We start from the raw sequence: 22,979 nt of genomic DNA, 5'->3' as shown, positions 1-22,979 counted from the left end.
CTCGGTCTGCGAACGGTCTCGGGAACGGGGCGGGTGGTCGCAGCTCAGGCGTCGACCAGGTGGGCGCGCAGGAACGCTTCGTCGACCTCGACGCCGAGCCCCGGCCCGTCGGGAATCGGGAACGAGCCGTCGATCAGGTGCGGTGGATCGACGAGCGCGCCGCGCAGGAAGGCGTTCTCGGTGGTGTCGTACTCGAGCCACGGGCCCGTGCCGTCGGCGATCCGGCCGGTGAGCGGCATCGCCGCCAGCACGTGCATCGTCGCGGCTGCCATCACGCCACCGTTCCAGGTGTGCGGCACACACGACAGACCGTGGAGGACGGCGAGCTCGGCCGCGAACATGACGTTGGTCATGCCTCCGCAGATCGCCGCGTCCGGCTGGATCACGTCGACGGCTCGGCGCTGCAGCAGCGACAGCAACGCCGACCGCGTCCGTGCCGCTTCGCCACCGGCGATCGGCACACGCATCGACGTGACCAGCCCCTCGTAGCCGGCGCAGTCGGGCCCGGGTGGGCACGGCTCCTCGAACCAGACGACGCCGAGGTCGTACAGGCGATCGCCGACCCGCATCGCCGTCGCCGGGGTGTACGCACCCCAGGCATCGACCATCAGGGTGGTCCCGGTCGGAACCAGCTCGCGGATCGCGGTGAGCCGGTCGAGTTCCTCGTCGACGTCGAGCCCTCCGATCCGCACCTTGATCGAGCGGTAGCCGGCGTCGACGAGCTGTTGCGCCTCGTCGAGCCAGTGACCGGCCGGGTCGCTCCCCTGCCGATACAGGAATCCGGACGCGTAGGCCTGCACCGTCGTGCGCCGCTGCGGCCCCAGCAGAGCGTGCGCCGGGACACCGAGGATGCTGCCGATCAGGTCGTGACGCGCGATGTCGATCGCTCCGAGCACGAACGAGTCACCGACTTCGTCGAGACCGAACGGCGGTGGCCATCCACCGATGGCGGCGAGCGGGGTGCCGATGAGCGTCTCGGCGACCTGGCGGAGGCGGGCAGGGGTACCGGCGACCGAGTAGGTCTCGCCCCACCCCACCGTGCCGTCGTCGGTGGTGAGCTTCAGGAACGTCGACTCTCTCCACGCGTTGCTCGCGCCGGCAGGCCCAGCGGGGTGCTCCAGCGCCTTGCGGACGTGCAGGACCTCGGCGTCGACGATCTCGACGCCGAGCGGGCCGGTCGGCGCCGTGGCTGGTGGGGGCTCGTCGCTCACGCCTCGCCGCCCAGCACGATGCGGACGCCCTCACCGGTACGCGCCGAGTGCTCGGCGGCGTCGATCATCGCGACCGTGGCCTCGCCGCCTACACCATCGAGCATCGGGGGGCGACCTTCGTCGACGGCGTCGACGAGATCTTGGAGCTCGAGGGTGTAGGCCTCCAGGCGAACGGGATCGACCGGGTTCGTCGGATCGAACGGTGGCATCACGAACGGCACCGACCAGCCGTCGTCGGTACCGAGGCGGACCTCGCCGTACGAGTCGAGCTGGATGATGCCGCGCTCGCCGACGAGTTCGAACTGCAGGCCGGTGCCGAGCCCGGGTTGCGGGATGTCGTAGCTCATCCACACCTGGGCCATCGCCCCGTTCTCGAAGCGGTAGGTCGCCATCGCGCTGCTCCCGGGGGGCGGGGTGCTGTCGAAGTGGTCGATGACGGCGTAGCCCTGGGTCGGCCGGCTGCCGATGAACCACCGCAACAGGTCGCAGGCGTGCGTTCCCCACGACGCGAAGGCCGTCTGCTGGTTCGGGTCGAGCTTCCACTCGTCCTGCGTCACCGACGTGTCCCAGAATCCCGTCTCCGGACCGATCGCTCGCACCATTCTCACCTGGCCGATCGCACCCTCGTCGATGAGCTTCTTCGCGAACGCCGGCGCAGCGCGGAATCGATGCTGCGAGACGATCGACATCGTCACGCCGGCTCGCTCGCACGCCTCGGTCATCTGCCGACACTCGTCGGCGTTCTGTGCCATCGGCTTCTCGACGAGCAGGTGTTTGCCCGCCTCGGCTGCCGCCAGCGTCTGCTCCAGGTGGACCGCAGGCGGTGTCGCCAACACGACGAGATCGACGTCGTCGGCGGCCAGTAATTCGTCGAACGTGCGGTAGAGCGGCACGTGGTAGTCGGTCGCGAGTTGCGCGGCGCGCCGACCGATCGCCACCCCTGCGAGATGGGTTCCGGGCGCGTGGTGCTGCGCGACCTCCGACCAGGTGCGGCCCATGAAACCGGACCCGGCCATTCCGACGCCGTACGTCATGATGTTGCTCCTTCACTGTTGTTCGCAGCCGGGATCCGGCCGTCTGCCTCGAGCATGCGGATGACGTGCCCGATCGCGAGATGGTGCATGTCGCGAAACGCCTCCATCGACACCGAACCGACGTGCTGGGTCAGTACGACGTTGTCGAGGCCCCGCAACGGGTCGCTCGTCGAGTCCGGCGGTTCGGGTGAGCGCACGTCGAGACCGGCGCCGCGCAGACGGCCGTTCCGGAGGGCGTCCGCGAGCGCCGCCTCGTCGATCAACCCACCTCGTGCGACGTTGACGAGCAGCGCATCGGGCCGCATGTGCGCGAGCTCGGCCGCACCGATCAGGTTCTCGGACCCGCTCGTCAGTGCCGCACACAGGATCACCGCGTCGGCACGACGCAGCACTTCGTCGAGCTCCAACAACTCGACGTCGGGCAGCGACGCCTGATCGGCGTACGGGTCGTACCCGATCGTCGTCATGCCGAGCCCGCGCGCCTTCTCCGCTGTGCGGCTGCCGATGCGGCCGACGCCGATCACGCCGAGCGTCGTGTCGCAGATCCGGCGAATGGTGTAGAAGTCGCCACGGTCGTGGATCGCCCAGGAGCCGGCCGCTGCCGCCGTCGCGAACGGCACGATCACACGCTGGAGCGCCATCAGCAACGCGATCCCGTGGTCGGACACCTCTTCGGTGCAGTAGCCGGGGACGTTCGAGATCGTGATGCCCATCTCGGCGGCGAGGTCGGCGTTCACGCCATCCATCCCGACCGAATAGCACTGGATCCCGCAGCAGTTCGACATGGTCGCCAACGCGTCGTCCGGCAGACGCTGCGACACGATCACCACATCGGCCTGCGGAAGCAGCTCGCGCTGTCGTTCCGGAGTGTCCGCCAACTCGAATCGAACGTCACGCGCGCCGAGCTCCGCCCGCTCGTGGTCGTAGTCCCAGCGAATCGAGGTGATCGGGTCGTAGACCACGACGAGTGGACGGGTTCCTGACGATGACATGAAGGCGGTTCTCCGGTGTGAGCTGATGGTTCGTGAGCGCGGGTGGGCGAAGGGTCGATGGGCGGGATCAGTACGACAACCAGCCCCCGTCGACCGCCCAGCTGGTGCCCGACACGAACTCGGCGTCGGGTGAGCAGAGGAACGCCACGACCCCGGCGACGTCGGCGGGCGTGCCACGCCGACGGAACGGCGTCGTGCGTTCGTAGGGGTGCGACGGTGCGTAGTCGCTCGGCGCGAGGCCGGTGTCGATGTCGCCCGGTGCGACGTACACGGAGCGAACCCCGTGCGCGCCGAGTTCCAGGGCGATGCCGCGCGTCAATCCGAGCAGCGCGCTCTTCGACGTGCTGTACGCTGACCCGGTGTACTGGGCCACGAAGCCGCCGACCGACCCGATGTTGACGATCACGCCATCGCCCTGTTCGACCATGTGCTGCGCGGCGCGTCGACCACACCGGAACGCGGCACCGACGTTGACGTCCATGAGGTGGTCGAACGCGTCGTCGGACACGTCGAGGAACGCCCCGCGCGCTGCGGCCCCGGTCACCGCGGCGTTGTTCACCAGCGCATCGATCTGTCCATGCCGTTCGACGCATCCGTCGATGAGCGAGCGGCACGCCGCGCGATCGCGAAGATCCGCGGCCACGACGTCGTCCGGATCGATCGCTCCCGTCTCGGCCCAGCGATGGCGAACCTCGTCGGCAATCGTGTCGTTCTCGACGCCGACGACGACCGTCGCTCCGTCGTCGACCAGCCGCTCGACGATGCCTGCGCCGATGCCGGCGTTGCCTCCGGTCACGACGACCACCGACCCGACGAGCTTCGCGGTCATGACTCGGGAGGTTCGAACGGCGGGCCGACCATCACGATCACATCGTCCGGCTCGACCGGAGCGATGGCCCTGATCAGCATCACGACACCGTCGAACGGCGCGACGATCGTCTCCAGCAGGTGGCCGCGATCGTCCCGGATCTCGGCGACCGGATCACCGGCGCGCACCGTGTCACCACGATCGGCGAGTCTGAGGCAATAGCCACCGTGGGCCGTCGGGATCGACACGTCGGAGTTGCCGCTGCCTCCTGGAATGGCGTGGCTGACGTCGGGCCCGGGTGTCGCGCTCGCCTGGTCGAGCATGCCGTACCCGACGAGGACGCGCGTCACGCCGTCGACGTATCCCATGACCTCGGCGTGCTGCAGGACGCCTCCACCCTGGCTCGCTTCGACGTAGATCGCCGGGACACCGAGGTCGGCCGCAGCCGACAGACTCCGCCCGGGATTCAGGGTGTCGTGGCGCCACATGATCGGCGGGGCGAACCGTTCGAGCATCTCGGCCGACTCGGCCGACGACGACAACCCGGTGACGTATCCGCCGAAGAACGGCATCGCGTACTTGTAGCCGCTCGAATGCAGGTCGATGAGCCCGTCGACGCCGCGGATCGCCGACTCCGTCAGCACGTGGGCGATGCGGTCGGTGTACGAGCCGGCGGGGTCGCCCGGAAAGCACCTCGCCAGGTTCTTGCCGTCGTCGATGCTCTCCCGGTTGCACCCCGCGACGGCACTCGGGTTCGCTCGCGGCACGACGCGCACCTCGCCGCACAGCAGGCCGGACAGCCGATCGAGCAGCATCGATGTTGCGAGCACGCCTTCGAGTTCGTCGCCGTGCACACCGCCGAACAGCGTGATCGTCGGGCCGGCTTCGGCCGACCGGAACCGGTGCATCACGATCGGTGCGTCGATGTCGGCACCGAGCGTCTCCTCGGTCACCGTGACGCCGTGCGAGTCGGTCATGGTGCGATCTCCTTGGCGAGATCGAGCATCTTGGACACGTGCGCACGCACGTCGTCGTCGATCTGTCGGAATGGGGCGGACGTCGTCGAGGTGGCGATCACACCGCGTTGCACGAGTCCCTCCTTGAGGGTGCCCAACACCATGGCGTTGAAGCTCCCCTCACCCACTGGATGGAAGTACAGGTCGAACAGCGCCGCGATCTTGCCCTGCATCTCCGACGCACCGACCCAGTCGCCGGCCGCCGCACGGCGCGCGAGCTCGACGTGGAACTCGAGGAAGGGGTTGGCGAGTCCCGGCACCGCGCCGTGGAACCCGGCGAGGAGCACGCCGTCGATCGCCAGCTCGCTCCCACTGAATCGGGCGAAGCCCTCGAGGTCGGCGGTCGCCTCGGCGAGCATGCGATGACCTTCGATGTTGCCGGACGAATCCTTCACGCCGGAGATGACCGACTTGGCGGCGAGGTTGCGGAGCAGCGGCACCTCGAAGGTGACCCCCGTCCGACCAGGCACGTTGTAGGCGATCAACGGGGTGCCGTCGGCGGCGTCGCCGATCGCCCCGAAGTACCGCTCGAGTTCGTTCTGCGAGTTCGGGAACACGAACGAGGCGGGCGCCAGGATCGAGTCGGCGCCCATCGTCGCGTACTCCTTGGCGTCATCGCATGCGTCGGCGAGTCCGAGCGCGGGCAGGCCGACGGTGATGTGGATCCGACCGGCGCTGCGTTCGATCGTGCGGGCGGCGACATCGAAGCGGTGCTGACGGCTCAGGGCGCCGTTCTCCCCGCACGAGCCGAGCACCAGTGCACCGGTCGCACCGCCGTCGACGAAGAAGTCGACGAGCGAGTCGATCGACTCCGGATCCGGCGAACCATCCGGTCGGAGCGGTGTGACCATCGGCGGCATGATGCCGCCGGCGGGGATCGGGACGCGTGCGTTCGTCGCGCGGTCGGTGGCTGAGGGGTTCATGCTGCTCCGATCGGGCGAACTGCCCGCTGGGTGGTGATGGTGTCGATGACGCACGGGCGGGCGGGCAGACCCGAGGGCTCGGAGTGGGCACCGCCTCGCCGGCGCCCGAGCGCCGCCGTCGGCCGCATCGTGCACCGCTTCCCCCGCGGATGTCGCATTGTGTCTCCCTGCCGGTCGTGCCCGGCTTGGCTTGGCTTGGCTTTCGAACAGGGTGTTCGTGCCACCCCTGGTCTCCTCGGGACAGAGTATATTTTGTCATCTTGTATGTCAATTCTTGTCTGCCAATCCGACTATCTTGGCGCGTGACCTGCCGGCCCGGCGTCGCGGACGGCGACCCGGCACCACGAACGGAGCACCCATGACCCACATCACCGACATGTTCCGACTCGACGGCAACGTGGCGCTCGTATCCGGAGGCGCAGGTCTATACGGCCGCCACATCTGTCGAGCGCTCGCGGAGGCCGGAGCGCACGTCGTCATCGCCTCGCGCGACCTCGACGCCTGTGACGCAGCCGCCGCCACACTCGTCGCCGACGGGCTGGCGGCGACGGCGACCCGTCTCGACCAGGGCGACGCCGACTCGATCTCCGAGGCCTGTGACACGGTCACCGCCGAACTCGGTGGCATCGACATCCTGATCAACAATGCCGTATACCGACGCGGTGGCGCGATGTTGACCGTCGAGTCGGACGACCTGCGCGCCACCGCGGAGGTCAACTACGTCGGACTGATGCAGATCACACGGCGGGTCGCCGAGCAGATGGTCGAGCGCGGCGGCGGCTCGATCGTCAACGTCGCGTCGATCTACGGGGTCGTCGGGCCTCAGTTCGCGGTCTACGAGGGGACCGACATCGTGAGCCCGGCCTTCTACGCGTTCGAGAAGGGCGGCATGATCAATCTCACCCGACATCTCGCGGCGTACTACGGCCCGTCGGGCATCCGGGTGAACTGTGTGAGCCCCGGCGGACTCGCCACCCCCGACCAGCCGGAGTCGTTCGTCGCGGCCTACTCGCAGCGAACGCCGCTCGGCCGCCTCGCCGGCCCCGACGACATCAAGGGACCGATCGTCTTCCTCTCGTCACCGGCTGCGAGCTATGTGAACGGTGTGAACCTGATGGTCGACGGGGGCTGGACCGCCGTCTGAGCACCGGTGCCGACCGCTCTCGGCTCGGTCCGCCACCTCAGCCGAACTGCTGCGGGATGATGCCGGCGTCGGCACCTTCCGGGATCGGGAGCCAGCGAGCGCCGTACAAGCCACCTTCGGCATCGAAGGTCCGACCGTCGGGCAGCATGTACTGGTTCGGCGTCGACGGTTGCAGCCCCGACAGGTGATCGGGGACACGGTCGCGGTCGCTTCGCAACTGCTCGTGGACGTCCTCCCAGCCGAACGACTCGTACAACCAGCCACGCATCCGCTCGACCCGCTCGCCGTGCTCGGGCTGATCGACCAGGTTGTCGGTCTCGCACGGGTCGTCGACGAAGTTGAAGAGCAACCGCGCCCCGCGCTCGACCTCGACGTACTTCCACTCGCCGTCCTGCACACACCGCCAGGCTTCGTGCGGGGCCGACTCCTCGGTGGCGTCGTGCGCGATCCTGATGCCGTACCGGTAGGCGGCGCTTGCCGTGTACTGCCGAGTCGGGGCGTTCGCGTCGCCGAGCAGACTGCCGCTCAGGTCGGTTCCGTCGACATCCGACGGGATGGGGAGGCCGACGAGTCCACAGGTGGTCGGGAACAGGTCGATCAGCGAGATCGGGTCGCTGCGCCCGGTGCCGGCGGGAAGGCCGGGACCGGAGATCAGGAGCGGGACGCCGACCGATGCCTGGTGGTAGAGCTGTTTGCCCCACACGCTGTGCAGGCCGAGCATCTCACCGTGATCGGAGGTGTAGATGACGATCGTGTCGTCGAGCAGGCCGTCGCGCTCGAGTGGCTCGATCAGCTCGGCGATGCAGTCGTCGACGAAGTCGACGCAGGCGTAGTACGCCTCGCGGGCGCGCAGCGACTGTGCCTCGGACACGGCGTGCACGCGGTTCCGCGCGAACTGCTCGATCAATCCGTCGGCCGACGTACCGGCTGCGGCGGGAACCCGACCGGAGTATCGCCGCTGGTACCGGCCCGGTGTCGTGAGCGGGGCGTGCGGACGGGAGTACGACGCACACACGAACCAGGGCTGCTCCGGCGTCGTGTCGGCGTGCTCGACGATGAACTCGCGGGTTTCGCGACTGACGACGACGTCCTGCAGCATGCTGACCGGGACCTCGGTGGTACCGGCGCTGGCGGTGTGCGCGTATCCCGGGAACATGCTGAGCGGATCGGGCTGGTGCCCGAGACCGTGGCGGAGGTCGCCGTACGGGCGGCTCTGGAATCCCTGCATCTGATCGCGGCCGCCGAAGTGCATCTTGCCGATCAGCGCCGTGCGGTAGCCGTGTTCGGCGAAGTGCGCCGGCCAGGTGACGCGCTCGGGGAAGATCACCCAGTGGTTCGACCACCCGGCACACCGGTGCGGTTCGCGCCCGGTGAGCATCGACATCCGACTCGGGGTGCAGACCGGTCCGGCACACGTCGCACGATCGAACGCAACCGACCGACTCGCGAGACGGTCGAGGCAGCCGGTCTCGACGACCGGGTCGCCGGCGTACCCGCTGACCTGGGCGTGGTGCTCGTCGGTCATGACGAGCAGCACATTCGGCCGCTTCGACACCATCATCCCGCCGGGTCGGTTCGTCGCCCGCCGGGCACCGATCGGGCGAGGATCGGGATCTCCTCGGCGAAGTGACACGCCGACTTCGCTCCCGAGGCAGTTCGGACCTTCAGTTCCGGGTGCTCGGTGCACCGCGCTTCGGCCAGCGGGCAGCGGCTCCGGAACGGACACCCGCTCGGCACTTCGAGCGGTGACGGGAGATCGCCGCTCAACAGCTCCCGCCCGGCACGGTCCCTGAGCCGCGGATCGGGCAGCGGAATCGCCGACAGCAACGCCCTCGTGTAGGGATGCGAGGGACGGTCGTACACGGTGTCGGCGTCCCCGCATTCGACGATCTCGCCGAGGTACATCACCGCCAACCGGTCGGCGAGCTGCCGCACGGCGGCGAGGTCGTGAGCGATGAAGAGATAGGCGAGGTTCATCTCGCGCTGGAGCCGGGTCAGGAGGTTGATCACCTGCGCCTGCACCGAGAGGTCGAGCGCCGAGACGGGTTCGTCGAGCACCAGCAGGTCCGGCTCGAGCGCCAGCGCTCTGGCCACACCGATCCGCTGTCGCTGACCACCCGAGAACTGATGCGGATAGCGCGAATGCATGGTGGGGTCGAGACCGACCAGATCCATGAGCTCCTGAGCCCGCCGCCGCCGAGCGCTCCGGTCGCCCCGACGGTGGATCTGCAGCGGCTCGGCGATGATCTCCCCGACCGTCATGCGCGCGTTGAGCGACGCGTACGGGTCCTGGAAGACGTACTGCATCCGACCGCGGAGTGCGCGGCGCTCGGCCGAACCGATCGAGGCGAGGTCGATGCCATCGAACCGCACGGTCCCCGAGGTGGCCGGCTGGAACCCGATCAGGGTGCGACCGGTGGTCGACTTGCCACTGCCCGACTCACCGACGAGCGCGAGCGTCTCGCCGCGGTTGATCTCGAACGAGACGCCGTTCACCGCGTGCACGGTTCCGGTCTGACGTCGGAGCACCCCGCCGCGGACCGGGAAGTGTTTCACCAGGTCGACGACTTCGAGCAGGGGGGTCTCGGACGTCACGACTCCACCTCGATCGACGCGGCCTCTTCCTGGAAGTGGCACGCCACCCGATGTCCACCGACCACCTCGACGAGGCTCGGTTCGACGGCGCACTCGGGTCGGCCGCGCGATCGGTCGCATCGCGGAGCGAACGAACATCCGGCGGGGACGTGCATCGGATTCGGTGGTTGACCTCCGATGGTCGGCAGGTCGTCCACGCGCCGGTCGACCACGGGCAGGCTGTGCAACAGCCCGGACGTGTACGGATGGCGCGGCGCATGGAACGTCGTGTCGACATCGGCCGACTCGACCACACGTCCGGCGTACATGACGACCACACGTTCGGCGACCTCGGCGATCACGCCGAAGTCATGGGTGATCATGATCATCGCCGCGTTGTGTTCTTCCTGGATCGACCGCAGGAGGTCGAGGATCTGCGCCTGGACCGTCACGTCGAGCGCCGTCGTCGGTTCATCGGCGATGATGAGCGACGGTCGGTTGGCGATCGCCATCGCGATCATCGCCCGCTGGCGCATGCCACCGGAGAACTCATGGGGATACTGGGTGGCACGTCGAGCGGGGTCGGGGATCCCGACCTCGGCCAGGAGTTCTGCGACCCGGGCCTTGGCCGACCGCCGCGAATGATCGCCGTGTTCGCGGAGCGATTCGGCGATCTGGGCGCCGACCGTCATCACCGGATTGAACGCCGTCATCGGATCCTGGAAGATCAGGCCGATGTCGGCGCCTCGCACCCGACGGAGCTCGGACTCGGGCATCGCGAGGAGGTCGCGTCCGTCGAACATGGCGGTCCCCGCCCGGACGCGCGAACTCGCCGGCGGGAGCAGGCCGAGCACCGAGGCAACCGTCACACTCTTGCCAGACCCGGATTCGCCCACCACCCCGAGGGTCTCACCGCGATCGACGTGGTAGCTGGCGCCGGCGACGGCGGTGATCACCCCGGAGTGGGTCTGGAACTCCGTGACCAGCCCGTCGATGCGCAGCAGTGGTTCGGTGGTCATCGCTGCTGCCTCGGATCCGCCATCTCACGCAGCCCGTCCCCGACGAAGTTGACCGCGAGCACCGCGACGGCGATCGCAGCTCCGGGCGGCATCCAGAGCCATGGCATCGACTCGAGGATCGACAACGACTGCGACTCGGTGAGCATGTTGCCCCAGCTCGCCGTCGGCGGCGGGACGCCGAGTCCGAGGAACGACAACGCCGCCTCGAGCAGGATCGCCTGCGCCACCAGCAGGGTTGCGACCACGGTCAACGGAGCGATCGTCGCCGGCACGATGTGTCGGCGCAGAATGTGCAGGGACCTCCCGCCGAGGCCGCGGGCTGCGACGACCGATTCCTGCTCACGAAGCGACAGCGTCAGGCCGCGCACCAACCGGCACGCCGTCGGCCACTCGAACAGGGCGATCGACAGGATCAGGACCTTCAGGCTCGGACCGGCGAACGCAGCGACGATGATGATGATGACGACGGTCGGGAACGAGAGCACGACGTCGGTGACGCGGCTGATGAATCCGTCGACGACGCCACCGAAGAAACCCGCCGCGGCTCCGAGCGCCATGCCGATGACCGTGGCGGAGAACGCAGCGCTCAGGCCGACCAGCAGCGAGACCCTCCCGCCGTACACCAGCCTCGCGAACACGTCACGGCCCGCCGAGTCGCTGCCGAGCGGTCGTCCGTCGGTAGGCCCCTTGCGGAACTGCGCCGCGTCCACGGCGTTGGGTTCGAGCGTCATGATCATCGGCAGGAACACGCAGAGGATGATCAACGACGAGAGGATGACGAGGCCGGCAACGGCCAACCGGTTCGCCAGGAATCGCTTCCAGGCCAGCCGGGATGGCGACAGTTCACCCGGCTCCGGTTCGCCGTCGGTTCCGGCGTCGGTCGAGGCATCGACCGGAGCGAGATCGGCGGCGACCACGAACTCGGGGTCACCCGGCGCACCGTGATCGTGAGTGGTCATGACTCCTCCTGCCCCGTCCGAACCCGTGGGTCGACCACGGCGTACAGGACGTCGGCCGCCAGGTTGGACAGCAGCACCAGGATCGACACGAACATGACGAACCCCAGGATGATCGGATAGTTGCGGGCGTTGACCGCATCGAGCGCCATGCGGCCCATCCCCGGCCATGCGAACATCTGCTCGATCACGACGGCGCCGCCGAACAGCGCCGGCAGTTGGACGGCCATCACCGTGATCAACGGGATCAGGGCGTTCGCCAGCGCGTGCCGCCCCACCACCCGAATTCGCGACAGGCCCTTCGACCGGGCCGTCACGAGAAAGTCCTGGCTGAGGACTTCGAGCAGGCTCGAGCGCACGTAGCGCATGTACGGCCCTGCCAGCGACAGCCCGAGGATCGAGGCAGGCAGGATCAGATGTTCGATCGAGTCGAGGAGGCCGGTCTCGCCCGGGGTGTTCTGTCCCGAGGTCGGCAGCCAGCCGAGCTTGATGCCGAAGACGTAGATGCCGATCAGTGCCGTGAAGAACGACGGCACCGAGATCATGAGCAAGCTGCCGGCACTCGAGACATAGTCGATGATCGAGTTCTTGCGGATCGCGGCGACGATCCCGAGCGGGACGCCGACCAACAACCCGATGAACACGCTCGCCGACATCAGGCGCGCCGTTGCGCCCAACCGATCGCCGAGGATCTCGGTCACGGGTCGACCGTCCACGTACGAATAGCCGAGATTCCCCTGCATCACCTCGCGCAACCACGAGAAGTACTGGACGACCAGTGAGCGATCGAGGCCGAGCCGGCGTCGCAGGTCGGCCAGCGCTGCCTCGCGGTCACCGGTGAACGACATCGGGTCGAGCAACGCCTCGGTCGGGTCGCCCGGCATCCATCGCAGCATCGCGAACAGCAGGATGCTGATGCCGAAGAGGACCAACACCGAGATGATCAGGCGCCGGGCGATGAAGGCGAGCATCGCTAGTTCCTATCCGAATGTGACCGTTGAGGTGTCGTGGACGGCCGGCACCACCGCGCGACCGCGCCACGACACCTCAGCAGAACACTCACGTGGTCAGCCGCTGACCGACCACTCGGCGATGTTCCAGAACGCCTGCGTGGGGATCGGGCTCGCGACGTACCCCTCGAGGCGGTCGCTGGTGGCCGAGATGGTCCGCGGCGAGTAGAGCAGGATCACCGGCAACTCCTCGTTCACGATCTTCTGGGCGTCGGCGTAGATCGCCGCCCGCTCGTCCTGATCGGTCGTCGCAACACCTGCGGCGAGGAGTTCGTCGAGCTCCGGGTTGCAGTAGTTCGACAGGTTGCCGCCGCCGTTGCCCTGCGCACACGCCAGGCGGAAGCCCATCGCGGCAGGGTCGGCGTTGAACAGACCGTAGATCGACATGAGGAGATCGAAGTTCCGGTCGCCGATGTCGCTGCCCATCGCCGTGCCGTCCATCGGCTCGACGACGGCGTTGATGCCGACCGCCTGCAGCTGTCCGGCAACGATCGTGACGACCTGGTCACGATCGGTCTGCCCCGGCACGATCTCGATGGTGACCTCGGTGTCGGAATCCCAGCCGACTTCGGCGAGCAGTTCCTGGGCCTTCTCCGGATCGTACGGGTACTCGTTCAAGCCGTCCGGGACGGCCCAATCCGGTCCGAACGCCATCGTGTTGATGACGTCGCCCTCGCCGGCGATGACGGAGTCGACGATCGCCTGACGGTCGATCGCGTGCATCATCGCCTGGCGAACCTGCGGCTGCACGAGCTCGGTCTTGGTGTCCCAAGCGGTGTGGAGCGCAGCGATGCTCGGGCCGTCGACGCTGTGCACCGTGACGCCGTCGATGCCGGAGACACGCTCGAGGTCGACGGCGGACACCTGCGTGTAGTCGATCTCGCCGGTCTCCAACTGCGCCTGGGCGACGTCGGTCGCCAGGAACGTCGTGTAGACCGTGTCGAGTCCGAGTTCGTCGCGGAACTCGGGGTTCGCGACGAACTCGACCTGGTCATCACTCAGCCACCGCGAGAAGATGTACGGCCCGATACCGACCGTCGGTTCGCGGAAGAACTGGTTCTCCGCGAGCCCTTCCACGGGCAGTTGCGACACCACGTGCTCGGGGAGGATCGGGATCAGCGGCTCGACCATGTCGACCATGTACGCGCTGTTCGGCGCCAGCAGTTCGATCTGGAAGGTGAAGTCATCGGGCGCCGTGAAGCCGCTGATGTTGTCGGCCTCCCCGGCCACGAATTCGGCGTGACCGGCGACGTTGCTGAACTTGCCGGTGTTGCCACTGCCGGTGGCCGGATTCGACAGCGCCTCGAACGTGAAGACCACGTCGTCGGCGGTGAACTGCTCACCGTCACTCCAGCGGACGTCGTCACGGAGGTTGAACGTCCAGGTCGTCGCGTCGTCGCTGACGTCCCAGCTCTCGGCCAGACGCCCGACGTAGTCGGTCTCTCCGCCGAGTCCGACCAGCGCGTCCCAGTGGATCTGCTGCATCAGGCCGTTCGGGCCGGTGGCCGCGAGCAGCGGGCTGAACGAGCTCGGACCCTGGTAGAGCTGGATGTTGATCGACCGTTCGCCGACGGCGTCGTCCCCGCCGTCGTCGCCCCCGGCGTCCGTCGTGTCGTCGGCGTCCGAATCATCGGACGGCTCATCGTCACCCGCACCGTCGTCACCCGCACCGTCGTCACCATCGTCACCATCGTCACCGGCGTCATCGCCCGAGGCGGTGTCCTCGACGGTGTCGTCGACGTCGTCGGTCGCATCGTCGTCACCCGAACCACAGGCTGCGAGCGCCAATGCGGCGACCACCACCACGGCGACTCTTCTCATTCCCATCATCACGAACCTCCAAGTTCGACTGTTGAGTTCGCCTGCTCGGAGCACGCTGCACCGCCGGCCTTCACGCTCGACCGAGAAGTTCCGATTCCCCTCGCCGCCGCAGGCGAACGAGTGGAGTCGTCGCACCGGGCTTCGAGCCGAAGCACGGTTCCCGGCGCGTTCTTCTCGGTCGGGAGTGCGCCGATCTTAGGAAGCAACCCAACTCTTTGTCAACTAGTCAGGCTGTAGTATTGTCTGGCAATCGGCGCGATCGAGGTCGGGGACGCGCCGTGGCTCCACGGCCGCCGACCTCGGAGGTCACGATGACACAAGATGCACTGACCACACGACTCGTCGGTCCGATCGCCAGCGTCCGGGTCCCGTTCCTCCCCACCGGTGAGATCGACGCAGGAGGACTCGCCCGCTACGTCGACCGTTGCGTGGCCAACGACGCCACCGCCCTCGTGCTCACCTACGGCGACAGCCTGTACTCGCTCCTGACCGACGACGAGGTCGAGTTCGTCACCCGACTCGTCGTCGACGCCGTCGGCGCTCGGGTTCCCCTGGTCGCTGCCGATCGCAGTTGGTGGACCGGACGGACGGTCGAGTTCGCCGCGTACTGCCGCGACCTCGGCGTCGACGCACTGATGGTGCTGCCGCCCGACTGGACCCGTTCAGGAACTGCCGAGACACTGGTCGGCCACTACGCTGCCGTCGCCGAGCAGATCCCGGTCGTGCTGGTCAGCACCTACATGGTGGCTCGCGGCGTCGCCGACAGCCTCGAGATCATCGAGCGCGTGCACGAGAGCGTCGACGGGGTCGTCGCGATCAAGGACGACTTCGGCGGCGAGTTCGGGAGTCGCATGACCGCAGCCGTGTCCGAGTCGTGGGCGGTGATCGCCGGCGGCAGCAAGACCCTGCACTCCCAGCTCTGGCCCTACGGTGCGTCGGGCTACCTGTCGACGCTCACCCCCTTCCGGCCGGAGATCGCTCGGCGTTACTGGGGTGCCACGACGAACGCCGACGCGATCGAGATGGCACGGATCATCGGCGAGGTCGATCGACCGATGTTCGATGTCCTGCGTCGAGCGACGGGCGGCTTCGATGCGGCGATTCACGGCTGGTGCGAACTCGAGGGCATCTACGGCAGGTGGCGCCGAAGCCCGTACCACAGCCTCACGGACCCGGAACTCGACACGCTGCACGCAGATCTGGTCGAACTCGGCCTGATCGAGTGACCAGGGCGAGCGCCGGGATCACACCCCCGGTCGGATCGGGTCGATGAGCGCCTGATACGGCCGACCGGCGACGAGTTCACCGCGGTCGACGAACCCCTCGGGCCGGTCGGTCAGGATCTCGATCAACCGCCGCCGGAACGCCGCGACCTGGTCGCTCCGGTCGGGGTGTTCGACCAGGTTGTGCGCCTCGCCGGCCCCGTCGAGATCGAAGAAGAACTCCCGGCCACTCTGCGTGTGCCAGATGTACTTCGTGTGCCCGTCGACGAGGAAGTGCATCCCGTAGTCGCCCGAGTATGCAGGCGAGTGCTCGCCGTGGAGCACGTCGCGCCACGGGGCGTCACCCGCCGACGGTTCGCCCATCAACGGCAGGACCGAGCGCCCGGTGACCGCTGGCGGCACCTCCCCGCCGGCGACGTCGACGAGGGTCGCCAGCACGTCCTGGAGACCGACCGGCGCATCGACGACCCTGCCGCTCGGCAGATCGAACGACCGGGGAGCGCGGGCGAGGAACGGAATGCGAGCCGAACCATCGAACCCCGCTGCCTTGGCCAGCATGTGATGGTCGCCCAGCATCTCGCCGTGATCGGAGGTGAACAGCAGGAACGACTCGTCGAGCAGCCTCGTGTCGCGCAGGTACTGCAACAGCCGTCCGACCTGATCGTCGACGTGGTTGATCAAGCCGTAGTACCCCGCTCGGAAGTCGTGCATCGCGACATCGTCCAGGGCGAGGTCGGCGCGCGTCTCCGGCCCTTCGGGGTCCTGCCCCTTCCGCGGCCGGAACTCGGGGTCGACCCAGTCGCCGATCAGCGGACCCGGGAGCTCTTGGCGCGCGTACCGGTCGTAGTAGAACGCAGGCGGGGTCAGTGGCGGGTGCGGATCGATGAAGCCGATGTACAGGAAGTACGGCATCTCGGGATCACGTTTCTCGAGGAACTCGATCGCCTGGCTGATGCACCAGAAGGTGTGTGTCTGGGTCTCGTCGAGATGCGTTGGACGGGCGATCCAACCGTTCGGGCTGACGCCGTGCGCCATCGCCCAACGATCGGTGGGTACCTCTCCGGACAGCCAGTCCAGATAGTCGTTGTTGGGCCCGCGGGTGCTGTCGGCCAACGCCATCCGGTGGAAGCCGTACCGTTTCCGCTGCGGCCACAGGTGCATCTTGCCGACCATCTCGCACTGGTAGCCGGCCTTCGACAGTTCTCCGGCGATCGTCTGGGGCGGGTCCCAGGCGACACCCTCCTGGAATCCCACCATGCCGTTGGCCGCCGGAGCCTGGCCGGAGATCAGCGTCCGGCGGGCGGGAATGCAACTCGGCGCTTCGACGTACGCACTTCTGAAGTGCGTGCCGGATCCTCCGAGGAAGTCGAGGTTCGGTGTCTGCAACACCGGGTGACCGGCGAGGCCGAGACAATCGAACCGGTGCTGGTCGGTGGCGATCAAGATGATGTTCGGTTGCGCGTTCGCTGCACTCATTCAGACCTCCTGGTCGGTGGAATCTGCGGCTCGGCATCGCCTCGACCCGGAACCGATGAGACGTCGACCCAGCGTCGCTCGGTACAGGCCACGACGAGTGCGTCGGCGACCGCGATCGCGTTCACACCGTCACGCAACGACACGATCGGCTCCGCTCGACCCTGCGCGACCTCGACGAAGTGTTCGAGTTGACGGACGAATGCGACGTCGCGTTCTTCTCGGACGGTCTCGCTCTGTTCGTCACCGCCATGCGGCTTGATCACGATCGACCCGGTCGCGATGTCCATCTCGACGACACCCTCCTCGCCGATCACCCGGCAGCGTCGAACCCCGGGGCTGACGTAGTCGAGGTGGACGCTCCCCGTCAGGTCGGTCTCGAAGTCGAAGAGCACGTCGACCACGTTCGGGGTCTGCGACGGCCGGACGCCCGGAGCGACCCGCGACGTCGCCGCGCACCGCACGATCGGGCCGAACAACCATTGGAGATAGTCCCACTCGTGGCTGTAGTCGAACACGAGCCGATACGTGGCGTCGTCGTCGAACCGATTGCGGGCGACCACGAGCGTCTCGTACGCGCTGAGCGTGGCGTGCACGGATGCCGGCGCACCGATGTCGCCGCCGGCGATGACCCGCTGCAACCGACGCATCGTGCCGTGGTGTCGCAACACGTAGCCGACCATGGCGGGCACGCCCTGCGCCGCTGCCAGATCGGTGATCGCCTGCGCCGACACGAGGTCGTTCGACAGTGGCTTCTCGATGAGGACCGGCACCCCGGCTCGCACGGCGAGTTCCGCCTGTTCGACGTGCACGGCATCCGGTGTCGCCACGATCAAACCGGTCGGCGCCCGCTCGATCAACGCATCGAGACTCGGAGCGATCGAGGTGAGTCCGCCGAGTTCGGCCGCCGCCGCGTCGGACACGCCGTGGCTGTCGAAACCGTGGACCTCGACGCCTGGCATCCCGGCGAGCAGGCGAGCGTGACGACAGCCGATCGACCCGAGTCCACTCACCCCGATCTGCACACTCGTCATCGTCCGACCTCCAGCGTGGGGAGCAGGATCGCACACCGGTTCGGGTCGCCGTGTCTGACCACGAGCGACCCGGCAGACGGGGCGACGGCGAGGCGCGGCCAACTCGACATCGACACCGACACGGCGATCCGTTCGCCCACGTCGATGTGCCAGGCGGTCGACCCGGCGGCGAGTTGCACCTCGGCTGACGCAGCGCCGGCCACGAGTTGCGTTCCCTGTTCGACGATCAACATCGTCGAACCATCGACGGCGAGGCATTCGACGCGGACGACGGCATGACAGCCGGTGGTGACCGGAGCCAACTCGAGATCGACGGCGATGCGGCCGACGACGGTGACCGGCCGCTCGACCGGTGCCGACACGTAGCGGATCAGACGCCGGTCGGCGTCGCCGGCAGCTTCGAGTGACCCGACGAGTGGCCCGGATCGCGGCCAGAAGCCGAACCCACGGCCGCCGTGCGTCGGCAACGGTCGGTCCGGATCGTGTTCGACCACCCGCTCCCCCGGCGTCGGCGGCGTCTCCCCCGGCACGAGGATCGTGCCGTCGGCACCGAGCTGCCAACGCTCGACCTCCGCGTCGGGCGGCGGCCACGTCGGAAGGTCGATCCAATCGCCCCGTCCGAGCACGTAGACGCTCAGCCGGTGGCCGAGCTCCGAGCGAGGTCCGGGCGCGAGCGCGGCGCCGAGCCACTCGATCTCCCGGTCGACGAGCCGCAGACGTTCCGGGTCGGCGCCCGGCCCGAAGTAGCGGTCGCCGACGACCGCGCTCGCGGCGCCGATATGGGACCACGGACCGACGAGCATGCGCTGCGGGCTCCGCGCCGGGTCGAGCGACGAACTCAGCGTCGCGAACGCGTCCAGCCCGCCCTCGCAGAACATGTCGTACCACCCGCCGGTCTGACGCGCCGGCGTCCGGATGCGGCCGTCGGCGAGCAGGTCGAGCGGACCGAAGTACGCCTGGTCGTCGGGTTGCATCCATCGCTCGAACACGGGGAACAGTTCGCCGATCTCCCGATCGATGTCCGGCGTCGCCGGCGCTGCGAGCAGACGATCCCCGAGCTCCCGCGCCCGTTCGACGACCGCGTCGTCCGCACCGGGGGCCGACATGGCGAACCGCAGGGCCCAGGCTCGCAGGAAGCCGGCGAGCGCGATGCCGTTCTCGCTCGACCAACCGGGACCGAAGCGAGCGGTCGTCATGAGTGGCGCGATGGCTCGGAGCGCCCGATGCCCACCGGCTGCGGCCGACCACTGCACCGCTCCTCGATAGGAGCCACCGGCCATGGCCACCCGGCCGTCGCACCACGGCTGCTTCGCGATCCAGTCGACGGTGTCGGTGCCGTCGCTCGTCTCCTGGTGGAACGGGTCGAACTCGCCGGAGCTACCGCCGCGTCCGCGCACGTCGCTCACGACCACCGACCATCCCCGGACGGCGAGGCCCACCGGATCGCTCGTCATCCGGGAACCGGCTCGGCCGTACGGTGTGCGGACCAGCAGCGTCGGTGTCGGACGGCCGGACGGCATGACGACATCCGCTGCCACCGTCGCACCGTCGCGCATCGGTATCAAGGGGTGGTCAACAGTGATCATCGCAGGACTCTCCGTCGGTGGCGCGGCCCGACGCACGATAGGAAGGGTCCGGCGCAGATGTCAACCATTCAATGTGTATGATTGTCTGCCAATGTCCATCTCTCGCCCACCGATCCTCGCGGCTGCGCCGACGTGACCGATCTCGTCCGCCTGCCCATCGACGAGGTCACGGCCGCGGCGAGCACCGTCTTCGCGCCGCACGGCGCATCGTCCGGCCACATCGCGCTGGTCGTCGACAACCTGATCCAGGCCGACCGTCGCGGCATCCACACGCACGGCATCGCCCGTGTGCCGATGTACCTCAACGGACTCACGTCCGGGTCGATCGACCCCACCGCGGTGCCGACGATCGAGCACGGCGCTCCGGCCGCCAGCTGCTGGAACGCGAAGCACGCATTCGGCCAGGTCGCCATGGCCGCACTCGTCGATCACGCCTGCGACCAGGCGAACGAGGTGGGCTCGCACATCGGCGTCGTGCACGGGTCGAACCACTTCGGCTACGCCGGACACTGGGTCCGACGCGCGGCCGACCGCGGACTGATCGCCATGGCGTTCACGTCCGGTGGTCCGCTCGTCATCCCCACCGGCGGCACCCGCGCCGAGTTGGGCACGAACCCGCTCGCGCTCGGGATCCGCAGCGAGCGCGACGAGATCGTCGTCGACATGTCGACGTCGACCGTCGCGATGGGCAAGCTCGAGCTCGCCGACCGGGCCGGCGAACTCGTTCCGACCGGATGGGCCGTCGACGGCGACGGTCGACCCCTGAACCGGCCGTCCGACCTGATCGACGGCATGTTGACGGGACACGCCGGTGGCCTGCTTCCGCTCGGCGGCAGCGGCACCGGACACGGCGGCCACAAGGGCTACGGCATGGGCCTGCTCGTGGAGGTGTTATCCGCCGTGCTGAGCGGTGGCGGCGACCTCCGGGCGCACAAGTCCGGCGCCGAGCGCTTCGCCGGCCACGTTTCCCACAGTGTGATCGTCATCGACCCCGCCCATCTGGCCGGGGTCGAGCCCACCAACAGAGCCCTCGACACACTCATCGGCGCGCTGCGTGACTCGCCGCCGGTCGACCCGGACACGCCGGTCAAGGTCCCGGGCGACCCGGAGCGCGAGTGGGAGTCGACCTGCGAGCCCGGCGACGTCATGATCGAGGTCGGATGCTGGGACGACCTCCGCACACTCGCCGCATCCGTGAGCGATCACGGCACGACATCTCCATGAACGACGAACGACCCGAGAGGCAACGAAGTGGTGACGATGAACGATGAGACGGCGAAGGCAGCCGACCGGCGTCGCAAACAGGTGACCGACGCACTCAGCCTGCTCCCTCGCGCCGAGTTGGCGGTCACACCGACGCCGCTCCAAGCGGCTCCCCGACTCGGACGACGTCTGGGCGATCGGTCGATCTACATCAAGCGCGACGACATGACCGGCCTCGCCTTCGGCGGCAACAAGGTCCGCATGCTCGAGTACGTGCTCGGCAAGGCGATCGCGGCCGGGTGCGACACCGTGATCGGCGGCTCGGCGTCGCAGTCGAACTACTCCAGGGTGCTCGCCGGATCGTGCGCCAAGCTCGGCCTCGACTGCCACCTCGTGCTTCGTCGCATGGAGGGCCGCGACGACGATGCCCCGCAAGGCTCGCTGCTGCTCGATCACCTCTACGGCGCTCACGTGGAACTCGTCGACGACGACCGCGATCTCCAGGTCGACACGCTGACCGCCCTCGGAGACCGGCTCGAGGCCGAGGGACGGGTGGTCTACCGAGCACTCCAAGCGAGCGAGGACGACAAGACCATGCACGCGCTGCCGTACCTCGAGGCGGCGTTCGAATTCCTGGACCAGCTCGAAGCGAGCGGTATCGACGCCGCCCGGATCTACATCTGCAGCCTCGACACCACGCACGCCGGACTCCTCCTCGGCCTGCGCGCCGCCGGTTCGGACATCGAGGTCATCGGCGTGTCGCCGTACGCCGACGGCATGTGGGCCGACCGCACGGCCGAGGAAGAGGTCGCGCGGCTCGCCAACGAAGCGGCGGAGATGCTCGGGCTCGAGACCCGGATCGACCCGGCCGATGTCAGGACCACGTTCGAGTTCGCCGGCACCTACGGCCAGGTGACCGAGGGCGGCGTGCACGCCACCCGTCTCTTCGCCCGGACGGAGGGGCTGATGCTCGATCCGATCTACACGATGAAGGCAGCTGCGGCGATGGTGTCCGATCACCACACCGGTGATCTCCCCGACGGCCCGGTCGTGTTCTGGCACACCGGCGGCACCCCCGCGGTGTTCGCCTATGCGGGAGAACTCCTCGCCGGAGCACCGACGTGACCGGCACGCCGGACCCAATAATCCTCCGACCATCGGGGGGAGACCCCGGGTTGTCTGGCATATTGAAGGTGTGACGATGACCAATGGCGGACGTTCCACCAATCGAATCCAGCGCGTATCGCTCACGGATTCGATCGCGCAAGAGCTGTCCACCAGAATCCTCAACGGCGATCTCCGACCGGGTGCCAACCTCCGCGAAGTCGAGTTGTCGCAAGACCTCGGCGTCAGTCGGCAGTCGCTGCGAGCGGCGTTGGCCCAGCTCAACGGCAAAGGTCTCCTGCACCACGAGATGAACCGTGGCTACTGGGTGCCGGTGCTCACCCGCACCGACGCCAAGGACATCTTCGAGCTGCGTGAGCTGATCGAAGGCGAGGCCGCCCGCCGCCTCACGCTGACGCACGAGGGCATCGAGCAGGTCGAAGCGGCCCTCGAAGCGTTGGAACGTCTCCCCGACGACGTGAGCTGGGTCGACTATCTCGAGGTCCACTTCGCCTTCCACCGCGCGATCGTCGGTGCGACGGGAAGCCCTCGTCTGCTGCGTCACTTCGAGATGCTGTCCGCCGAGACCTGGGTCAGCCTCGTGCCCTCCCACCTCAGCGCCGAGTTCGGCTCACCGAACGCCCAGCTCGCCGGGCATCGCCATCTGGTCGAGGTGATCCGGGAGGGTGACGCCGAGGCGGCGGTCGCGACGGTCCGCGAGCACCTGTGGTCCGGGTTCGACGACCTGTATCCGGCGGAGTGAGCCCCGTCGCCGTCGGCGACGGATGTCAACTTGACAGACAATCGCTCAGAACGTAGCTTCTCTCGTCGAGCGCGGTGAACGACCG

The 22,979-nt window shown here is 68.2% G+C and carries 20 protein-coding genes; 5 read left to right on the top strand and 15 right to left on the bottom strand.

The window, feature by feature from the left end:
- Positions 1–44 precede the first annotated feature (44 nt).
- The 6 genes from R8G01_22490 to R8G01_22465 all read right to left on the bottom strand — a co-directional run bounded on the left by R8G01_22490 (position 45) and on the right by R8G01_22465 (position 5,984).
- The gene (locus R8G01_22490) at positions 45–1,211 is read right to left on the bottom strand and encodes a mandelate racemase/muconate lactonizing enzyme family protein (protein ID MDW3216775.1); all 1,167 of its coding nucleotides are present in this window, start codon (positions 1,209–1,211) and stop codon (positions 45–47) included.
- Positions 1,208–2,245: a Gfo/Idh/MocA family oxidoreductase gene (locus R8G01_22485; GenBank protein MDW3216774.1), complete on the bottom strand. Its 1,038-nt coding sequence runs from the start codon at positions 2,243–2,245 to the stop codon at positions 1,208–1,210. The genes R8G01_22490 and R8G01_22485 overlap by 4 nt, the downstream gene beginning before the upstream one ends.
- Complete coding sequence (locus R8G01_22480; protein MDW3216773.1) at positions 2,242–3,237, bottom strand: C-terminal binding protein; 996 nt, start codon at positions 3,235–3,237, stop codon at positions 2,242–2,244. The genes R8G01_22485 and R8G01_22480 overlap by 4 nt, the downstream gene beginning before the upstream one ends.
- A 67-nt stretch (positions 3,238–3,304) precedes the next feature.
- The gene (locus R8G01_22475) at positions 3,305–4,066 is read right to left on the bottom strand and encodes an SDR family oxidoreductase (GenBank protein MDW3216772.1); all 762 of its coding nucleotides are present in this window, start codon (positions 4,064–4,066) and stop codon (positions 3,305–3,307) included.
- Complete coding sequence (locus tag R8G01_22470) at positions 4,063–5,022, bottom strand: succinylglutamate desuccinylase/aspartoacylase family protein (GenBank protein MDW3216771.1); 960 nt, start codon at positions 5,020–5,022, stop codon at positions 4,063–4,065. Before R8G01_22470 ends, R8G01_22475 begins: the two co-directional genes overlap by 4 nt.
- On the bottom strand, positions 5,019–5,984 hold the full coding sequence (locus R8G01_22465; protein ID MDW3216770.1) for a dihydrodipicolinate synthase family protein: 966 nt from the start codon (positions 5,982–5,984) through the stop codon (positions 5,019–5,021). The genes R8G01_22470 and R8G01_22465 overlap by 4 nt, the downstream gene beginning before the upstream one ends.
- Positions 5,985–6,342: 358 nt before the next feature.
- On the opposite strand from R8G01_22465, the gene R8G01_22460 reads away from it, so the two are divergent.
- On the top strand, positions 6,343–7,128 hold the full coding sequence (locus R8G01_22460; protein MDW3216769.1) for an SDR family oxidoreductase: 786 nt from the start codon (positions 6,343–6,345) through the stop codon (positions 7,126–7,128).
- Positions 7,129–7,165: 37 nt separating this feature from the next.
- On the opposite strand, the gene R8G01_22455 is transcribed toward R8G01_22460, so the two are convergent.
- From R8G01_22455 to R8G01_22430, 6 genes are all read right to left on the bottom strand, one after another.
- On the bottom strand, positions 7,166–8,689 hold the full coding sequence (locus R8G01_22455) for a sulfatase-like hydrolase/transferase (protein MDW3216768.1): 1,524 nt from the start codon (positions 8,687–8,689) through the stop codon (positions 7,166–7,168).
- A complete protein-coding gene (locus R8G01_22450) occupies positions 8,686–9,723 on the bottom strand; it encodes an ATP-binding cassette domain-containing protein (GenBank protein ID MDW3216767.1) in 1,038 nt (345 codons plus the stop codon). The genes R8G01_22455 and R8G01_22450 overlap by 4 nt, the downstream gene beginning before the upstream one ends.
- Positions 9,720–10,721, bottom strand: a complete 1,002-nt coding sequence (locus R8G01_22445) for an ABC transporter ATP-binding protein (protein ID MDW3216766.1) — start codon at positions 10,719–10,721, stop codon at positions 9,720–9,722. The genes R8G01_22450 and R8G01_22445 overlap by 4 nt, the downstream gene beginning before the upstream one ends.
- Entirely contained in the window at positions 10,718–11,680 is a 963-nt protein-coding gene (locus tag R8G01_22440; protein ID MDW3216765.1) for an ABC transporter permease, read from the bottom strand. The genes R8G01_22445 and R8G01_22440 overlap by 4 nt, the downstream gene beginning before the upstream one ends.
- Entirely contained in the window at positions 11,677–12,648 is a 972-nt protein-coding gene (locus tag R8G01_22435) for an ABC transporter permease (GenBank protein ID MDW3216764.1), read from the bottom strand. The genes R8G01_22440 and R8G01_22435 overlap by 4 nt, the downstream gene beginning before the upstream one ends.
- A gap of 96 nt (positions 12,649–12,744) precedes the next feature.
- On the bottom strand, positions 12,745–14,508 hold the full coding sequence (locus tag R8G01_22430) for an ABC transporter substrate-binding protein (protein ID MDW3216763.1): 1,764 nt from the start codon (positions 14,506–14,508) through the stop codon (positions 12,745–12,747).
- Positions 14,509–14,819: 311 nt separating this feature from the next.
- Between R8G01_22430 and R8G01_22425 the strand changes: the two genes are divergently transcribed.
- Positions 14,820–15,734, top strand: coding sequence for a dihydrodipicolinate synthase family protein (locus R8G01_22425; GenBank protein ID MDW3216762.1), 915 nt, complete (start codon positions 14,820–14,822; stop codon positions 15,732–15,734).
- Between the two features lie 18 nt (positions 15,735–15,752).
- Here the strand turns inward: R8G01_22425 and R8G01_22420 are convergent, their stop codons facing one another.
- The 3 genes from R8G01_22420 to R8G01_22410 are packed head-to-tail and all read right to left on the bottom strand — an operon-like array spanning position 15,753 to position 19,824.
- Positions 15,753–17,207, bottom strand: a complete 1,455-nt coding sequence (locus tag R8G01_22420; protein ID MDW3216761.1) for a sulfatase-like hydrolase/transferase — start codon at positions 17,205–17,207, stop codon at positions 15,753–15,755.
- Entirely contained in the window at positions 17,204–18,238 is a 1,035-nt protein-coding gene (locus tag R8G01_22415) for a Gfo/Idh/MocA family oxidoreductase (GenBank protein MDW3216760.1), read from the bottom strand. The genes R8G01_22420 and R8G01_22415 overlap by 4 nt, the downstream gene beginning before the upstream one ends.
- Complete coding sequence (locus R8G01_22410) at positions 18,235–19,824, bottom strand: CocE/NonD family hydrolase (GenBank protein ID MDW3216759.1); 1,590 nt, start codon at positions 19,822–19,824, stop codon at positions 18,235–18,237. The genes R8G01_22415 and R8G01_22410 overlap by 4 nt, the downstream gene beginning before the upstream one ends.
- A 132-nt stretch (positions 19,825–19,956) precedes the next feature.
- Here R8G01_22410 and R8G01_22405 point away from each other — a divergent pair, with 132 nt between their 5' ends.
- From R8G01_22405 to R8G01_22395, 3 genes are all read left to right on the top strand, one after another.
- Complete coding sequence (locus R8G01_22405) at positions 19,957–21,048, top strand: Ldh family oxidoreductase (GenBank protein ID MDW3216758.1); 1,092 nt, start codon at positions 19,957–19,959, stop codon at positions 21,046–21,048.
- Between the two features lie 36 nt (positions 21,049–21,084).
- Complete coding sequence (locus tag R8G01_22400) at positions 21,085–22,152, top strand: pyridoxal-phosphate dependent enzyme (protein ID MDW3216757.1); 1,068 nt, start codon at positions 21,085–21,087, stop codon at positions 22,150–22,152.
- A gap of 76 nt (positions 22,153–22,228) precedes the next feature.
- Positions 22,229–22,894, top strand: a complete 666-nt coding sequence (locus R8G01_22395; protein MDW3216756.1) for a GntR family transcriptional regulator — start codon at positions 22,229–22,231, stop codon at positions 22,892–22,894.
- Positions 22,895–22,979: the final 85 nt, after the last annotated feature.

Source organism: Ilumatobacteraceae bacterium, from assembly GCA_033344875.1.
Taxonomy (GTDB): Bacteria; Actinomycetota; Acidimicrobiia; order Acidimicrobiales; family Ilumatobacteraceae; genus Ilumatobacter.
The sequence above is the reverse complement of the archived record's forward strand: the minus strand, read 5'-3'. Positions and strand labels throughout refer to the sequence as shown.